Annotated in this window: 1 protein-coding gene; it reads left to right on the forward strand. The window is 74.4% G+C overall.

What is annotated here, in order from left to right; all coding sequences use genetic code 11:
- On the forward strand, positions 1 to 6,628 hold a 6,628-nt coding region (locus J0670_RS26115; protein WP_207814119.1), incomplete at both ends, for a type I polyketide synthase.

The raw sequence follows: 6,628 nt of genomic DNA on the forward strand, positions 1-6,628 counted from the left end.
GATGCTGGCTTCGGGCTCGGACGCGATCGGCCCGTTCCCGCGGGACCGCGGCTGGGACCTCGAAAGCCTCTACCCGGACTCCGACCCGGAAGGCTCGGCGTACACCCAGGCCGGCGGGTTCGTGCAGGACGCCAGCGCGTTCGACGCGGGGTTCTTCGGGATCAGCCCGCGTGAGGCGCTGGCCATGGACCCGCAGCAGCGCCTGCTGCTGGAGACCTCCTGGGAGGCCTTCGAGCGGGCCGGGATCGACCCGGCGAGCCTGCGGGGCACCCAGACCGGCGCCTTCGTCGGCGGCTACAGCTCCCGCTACGCGACCGACGTGCCGCTGGAGGGCACGGAGGTCGTCGAGGGGCACCTGGTGACCGGGAACGCGACCAGCGTGCTCTCGGGCCGGCTGTCCTACACCTTCGGCCTGGAGGGGCCGGCGGTGACGGTGGACACCGCCTGCTCGTCCTCGCTGGTGGCCCTGCACCTGGCCGCCCAGGCCCTGCGTGCCGGCGAGTGCTCGCTCGCCCTCGCCGGCGGTGCCACCGTCACCGCCACCCCGGGCGTGTTCGTGGCCTTCGCCAAGGCGGGCGGCATCTCGCTGGACGGGCACTGCAAGTCCTTCGCCGCGGCGGCGGACGGCTCCGGCTTCGCCGAGGGCGCCGGCATGCTCGTGGTGGAGCGGCTGTCGGACGCGCGCCGCAACGGGCACCAGGTGCTCGCGGTGATCCGCGGTTCGGCGATCAACCAGGACGGTGCGTCCAACGGTCTGACCGCCCCGAACGGGCCGTCGCAGCAGCGGGTGATCCGTGCGGCGCTGGCCAACGCCGGGGTCCGTGCCGACGAGGTCGACGTGGTGGAGGCGCACGGTTCGGCGACCACGCTCGGCGACCCGATCGAGGCCCAGGCGCTGATCGCCACCTACGGCCAGGAGCGCCCGGAGGGCCGGCCGCTGTGGCTGGGGTCGGTGAAGTCGAACATCGGGCACACCCAGGCGGCCGCCGGTGTGGCCGGTGTGATGAAGATGGTGCTGGCGCTGCAGAACGAGCGGCTGCCGCAGACGCTGCACGTGGACGAGCCGACCCCCCACGTGGACTGGTCGGCGGGCGAGGTGCGGCTGCTGACCGAGCCGGTGGCGTGGCCCACCGGGGAGCACGTGCGCCGGGCCGGCGTGTCCGGATTCGGCATGAGCGGCACCAACGTGCACGTCATCCTGGAGGAGGCCCCGGTCGGCGACGCCGAACCGGTGGACACCGAGGCCGAGGCGGCTCCGGCCGCTCCCGTGGTGGTCGAGGGCGGGCCGGCCGCGTGGCTGGTGTCCGGCCGTACGGCGGAGGCGCTGGCGGGGCAGGCGGAGCGGCTGGCCGGCTGGGTGTCGGCTCGTCCGGAGCTGGAGCCGGCGGATGTGGCGTGGTCGCTGGCGGCGACGCGTTCGGTGTTCGAGCACCGGGCGGTCGTGGTGGGCGCCGAGCGCGGCGAGCTGGTCTCCGGGCTGCGGGGGCTGGTCGCGGGTTCGCGGTCCGCTTCGGTCGTCTCCGGGGTTGCGCGTTCGGGTGGTCGGACGGCGTTCGTGTTCGCGGGTCAGGGTGCGCAGTGGGTCGGCATGGGCCGGGAACTCGCGTCGGTGAGTCCGGTGTTCGCGGCGCGGTTGGCGGAGTGTGAGGCGGCGCTGGCGCCGTTCGTGGACTGGAAGCTCTCCGACGTGCTGGCCGGGGCGGAGGGTGCTCCGGGTCTGGACGCGGCGGATGTGGTGCAGCCGGTGCTGTGGGCGATCATGGTGTCGCTGGCGGCCGTCTGGGAGGCCGCCGGTGTCACGCCGGACGCCGTCCTGGGCCACTCGCAGGGCGAGATCGCGGCGGCCACCGTCGCCGGGATCCTGTCCCTGGAGGACGCCGCCCGCGTGGTGGCTGTTCGGGCGCGGGCGCTGACGGGTCTGTCGGTGCAGGGCTCGATGGTGTCGGTGGTGATGCCTTCGGCGGCGGTGCGGGAGATCGTCGAGGGCTGGGGTGGTCGGCTGTCGGTGGCGGCGGTCAACGGCCCGGCGGCGGTGGTGGTTTCGGGTGAGCCGGAGGCGCTGTCGGAGTTCGAGCGTGAGCTGGCCTCGCGCAAGGTGCTGCGCTGGCGGATTCCGGCGACGGACTTCGTCGCGCACTCCCCGGCCGTCGAGCCCCTGGAGGCGGTGCTGGCCGGGGAGTTGGCGGGGATCGTGCCGCGGGCGGGCCGGGTGCCGATGATCTCCACGGTGACCGGTGAGTGGCTCACCGGTGCCGAGGTGGATGCGGGGTACTGGTACGCGAACCTGCGTCGGATGGTCCGTTTCGAGGAGGCCGTCCGCACCCTGCTGGGTGGTGGTTACGGGGCGTTCGTCGAGGTGTCGACGCACCCGGTGCTGACCGCGGCGGTCACGGAGACGGCCGAGGACGCGGGTGTCGCGGATGTGCTGACGGTCGGCACCCTGGAGCGTGACAACGCGGGCGCCGCCCGTCTGGTCACGGCTCTGGCGCAGGCTTATGTGGGTGGCCTTGCGGTCGACTGGAAGAGCGTTCTGCCGGCCGCCGAGCCGGTGGACCTGCCGACCTACGCCTTCGAACACCAGAGGTACTGGCTTCAGGCCGCCGAGGTACCCGCGCCCCTGCTGGGCGGTGACGGCACGAGCACCGAGGCGGAGGCCCGGTTCTGGGCCGCCGTCGAAGGCGGCGACCTGGCCCGCATCGCCGACACGCTGGCCATCGAGGACCAGCAGCAACTCAGCGCCGTGCTGCCCGCCCTGGCGTCCTGGCGCCGCCGCGAGCGCGACCGCTCGCTGACCGAGGGCTGGCGCTACCGCATCACCTGGTCACCGGCGACCGAGCCCGGCGGCCTCGCCCGGCTGTCGGGCCGGTGGCTGGTCGTCCTCCCCGCCGGGGAGGCCGGCGGCGACGTGGCCCAGGGCTGCGTGGCGGCGCTGTCCTCCCGTGGGGCCGAGGTCGTGTTCGTCGAGGTCCCGGCCGGCACCGTCGACCGGACCGAGATCGCCGCGCTGATCCGTGAGGCCCAGCAGGGCACCACCGCGGTGTCCGGCGTGCTGTCGCTGCTCGCGACCGACGAGTCGCGCCTGCCCACCCACCCCGTGGTGACCGTGGGTCTGGCCGCCAGCCTGGGCCTGGTGCAGGCCCTCGGCGACGCCGAGGTCCTCGCCCCGCTCTGGATCCTCACCCGTGGTGCCGTCGCCACCTCCCCGAGCGAGGTGCTGACGAGCCCGCTGCAGTCGCAGGTCTGGGGCTTCGGCCGCGTCGTCGGCCTCGAATACCCCGACCGCTGGGGCGGGTTGATCGACCTGCCGCCCGTCCTGGACGAGCGGACCGGCGCGCAGCTGGTGACCGTGCTGGCCGGCTGTGACGAGAACCAGGCCGCGCTGCGGCCGGCCGGAATCGTGGGCCGCAGGCTGACCCACGCCCCCCAGCCGTCGGCGACCGGGACCTGGGAGCCGACGAACGGAACCGCGCTGATCACCGGTGGTACCGGTGCGCTCGGCGGGTACGTCGCCCGTTGGCTCGCCGGACGCGGCATCGAGCGACTGGTGCTGACCAGCCGCTCCGGTGCCGGTGCCGCCGGCGTCGCGGCCCAGGCGGCCGAACTCGCCACCCGGGGCACCGGTGTGGACGTCGTGGCCTGCGACGCCGCCGACCGGTCGCACCTGGCCGGGCTGCTGGACCGGATCGCCGCGACCGGCCCCGCGCTGGGAACGGTGGTGCACACGGCGGCGGTGCTCGACGACGGCGTGATCGACGGCCTCTCGGCGGCCCGCCTGGAGTCGGTGCTCGCGGCCAAGGCCGCCGGTGCGGCCTACCTGGACGAACTGACCGCAGACCTGGACCTGGACGCGTTCGTCCTGTTCTCCTCCGTGGTGGCCACCACCGGAGGCCCCGGCCAGGCCAACTACGGTGCGGCCAACGCCTACCTGGACGCCGTGGCCGAGAACCGGCGCAGCCGCGGCCTGGCCGCGCTCGCCGTGGCCTGGGGCCCGTGGGCGGCCGGTGTCGCGCAGGGTTCCGAGGCGGCGCGCCAGCGGCTGGCCCGCAACCAGTGGGAAGGCGTGATGGACCCGGAGCTCGCGGTCCGCGCGCTGGGCGAGGCGCTGGACGGCCGCGACACCGTGCTGACGGTGACGAACATCGACTGGTCCGTCATCCTCGCGGCGCCGCAGTCGGCGGCGAGCCTGCTGCAGGTCCCCCTGATGCGGGACCTGCCGGAGATCCACCGGCTGTCCGCGATGCTCTCCGACGTCCCGGCGGCACCCGTCGAGCAGGACTTGGCGGCCCGCCTGGCCGGCCTGAGCCGGGCCGAGCAGCGCCGGGCGCTGACCGAGCTCGTCCAGGCCAAGGCCGCGCACGTGCTCGGCCACCCGTCGCCCGACACGGTCGAGGTCAACCGCGCCTTCAGCGAACTCGGCTTCGACTCGCTGACCGCGGTGGAACTGCGCAACGACCTCAGCTACGCCACGGACCTGCGGCTGCCGGCGACCCTGCTGTTCGACTACCCCACCACGGCGGCGCTGGCCGACTACCTGGAGGCGGAGCTGCTGGGGGCCGTGCCGGACGGCGCCGACGCGCCGGCGGCCGTGCCCGCCACGATCGCCGCCGACGAGCCGATCGCGATCGTCGGCATGGCCTGCCGCTACCCCGGCGGCGTGGTCGACCCCGACGGGCTGTGGGCCCTGCTGGCCTCCGGCGGGGACGGGATCTCCGGCTTCCCGGACGACCGCGGCTGGGACCTGGAGGCCCTCGGCAACTCCTCGTACGTCCGGGCCGGCGGGTTCGTCCAGGACATGAGCGGGTTCGACGCCGGGTTCTTCGGGATCAGCCCGCGTGAGGCGCTGGCGATGGACCCGCAGCAGCGCCTGCTGCTGGAGCTGTCCTGGGAGGCCGTGGAGCGGGTCGGCATCGACCCGGAGTCGCTGCGCGGCAGCGCGACCGGTGTCTTCGTCGGCGGGTACACGTCCGGCTACGGCTACGGCGCGGACATCGAGGGCATGGCCCACCTGATCACCGGCAACGCGACGAGCGTGCTGTCCGGCCGGGTGTCGTACGCGCTCGGCCTGGAGGGCCCGGCGGTGACGGTCGACACGGCCTGCTCGTCGTCCCTGGTGGCGATGCACATGGCCGCCCAGGCGCTGCGCTCGGGCGAGTGCTCGATGGCCCTGGCCGGCGGCGTGACCATTCTGGTGAGCCCCGAGGGCTTCGTCGGCTTCAGCGAGCAGAGCGGCCTCGCGGCGGACGGGCGCTGCAAGGCGTTCTCCGCGCAGGCGGACGGCATGGGCTTCGCCGAGGGCGCGGGCGTCCTCGTGGTCGAGCGGCTGTCCGACGCCCGCCGCAACGGGCACCAGGTGCTCGCGGTGATCCGTGGCAGCGCGACCAACCAGGACGGTGCGTCCAACGGTCTGACGGCACCCAACGGTCCGTCGCAGCAGCGCGTCATCCGCGCGGCGCTGGCCAACGCCGGACTGACGACCGCCGACATCGACGTGGTGGAGGCGCACGGCACCGGCACCAAGCTGGGTGACCCGATCGAGGCGCAGGCCCTGCTGGCGACGTACGGTCAGGAGCGCGGCGACAGCGGTCCGTTGCGTCTGGGCTCGGTGAAGTCGAACATCGGGCACACCCAGGCGGCCGCCGGTGTGGCCGGTGTGATCAAGATGGTGCTGGCGCTGCAGAACGAGCAGCTGCCGAGGACCCTGCACGCGGACGAGCGGTCGCCGCACGTGGACTGGTCGGCCGGTGAGGTGGAGCTGCTGACCGAGGCGGCGCCGTGGCCGGTCAACGGCCGGGTGCGCCGGGCCGGTGTGTCCTCGTTCGGCCTGAGCGGCACCAACGCGCACGTCATCCTGGAGGAGGCCCCCGCGGTCGCCGAGCCGACCGAGTCCGGTGACTCCGGCGAGTTCGGGGCCGACGACCGGGCCGAGGTGGCCAAGGTCGTCGAGCCCGGCGAGGCCGGTGCGTGGCTGGTGTCGGGTCGGTCGGCCGAGGGGCTGGCCGGGCAGGCGGAGCGGCTGTACGACTGGGTGTCGGCGCGGCCGGGGCTGGAGCCCGCCGAGGTGGCGTGGTCGCTGGCGACGACGCGTTCGGTGTTCGAGCACCGGGCCGTGGTGGTCGGCGCCGGGCGCGGTGAGCTGGAGTCGGGGCTGCAGAGTTTCGCTGCCGGTGTGCCGTCGGGTTCGGTGGTGTCGGGTGTGGCGCGGCCGGGTGTGCGGACGGTGTTCGCGTTCGCGGGTCAGGGGTCGCAGTGGGTCGGTATGGGCCGGGAGCTCGCTTCGGTGAGTCCGGTGTTCGCGGCCCGGCTGGCGGAGTGCGAGGCGGCTCTGGCGCCGTACGTGGACTGGAAGCTCGCCGAGGTGCTGGCCGGTGCCGAGGGCGCTCCCGCGCTGGAGGCGGCGGATGTGGTCCAGCCGGCGCTGTGGGCCGTGATGGTGTCGCTGGCCGCGGTCTGGGAGGCCGCGGGTGTCGAGCCTGCCGCTGTGGTGGGTCACTCGCAGGGTGAGATCGCCGCTGCGACGGTGGCCGGGATGCTGTCCCTGGAGGACGGTGCCCGGGTGGTGGCGCTGCGTTCGCGGTCGTTGAAGGTGTTGGCGGGTCTTGGGGGGATGCTCTCGGTGAGCTGCTCCGCT

The sequence above is a fragment of the Streptomyces sp. FH025 genome (genome assembly GCF_017427025.1).
GTDB lineage: Bacteria > Actinomycetota > Actinomycetes > Streptomycetales > Streptomycetaceae > Kitasatospora.